This is a genomic window from Rhizobium ecuadorense, from assembly GCF_001187535.1.
GTDB classification, from domain to species: domain Bacteria; phylum Pseudomonadota; class Alphaproteobacteria; order Rhizobiales; family Rhizobiaceae; genus Rhizobium; species Rhizobium ecuadorense.
In genome coordinates this window covers 1-213 of sequence record NZ_LFIO01000926.1, presented here as the reverse complement: position 1 = coordinate 213, position 213 = coordinate 1, and the positions used below count along the sequence as shown (strand labels likewise).

General features: G+C 60.1%; 1 protein-coding gene. It reads left to right on the top strand.

Annotated features, from left to right (window positions below; all coding sequences use genetic code 11):
- The coding region (locus AF337_RS16035; protein ID WP_152971102.1) for an SIMPL domain-containing protein at window positions 1–213 on the top strand (213 nt) is incomplete at both ends.

Genomic DNA, 213 nt, shown 5'->3' with positions numbered 1-213 from the left:
GATTTCGGTGACGGGCGATGGCGAATCGTCCGTCGCTCCCGATATGGCCATCGTCAATTTCGCCGTCGTCAAACAGGCGAAAACCGCCCGCGAAGCGCTCGATGAGAACAACAAGGCGATGAACGACGTGCTTGCCGCGCTGAAGAGCGGCGGCATCGCCGAGCGCGACCTCCAGACCTCCGGCTTTTCCATCCAGCCGCAATACAATTATCC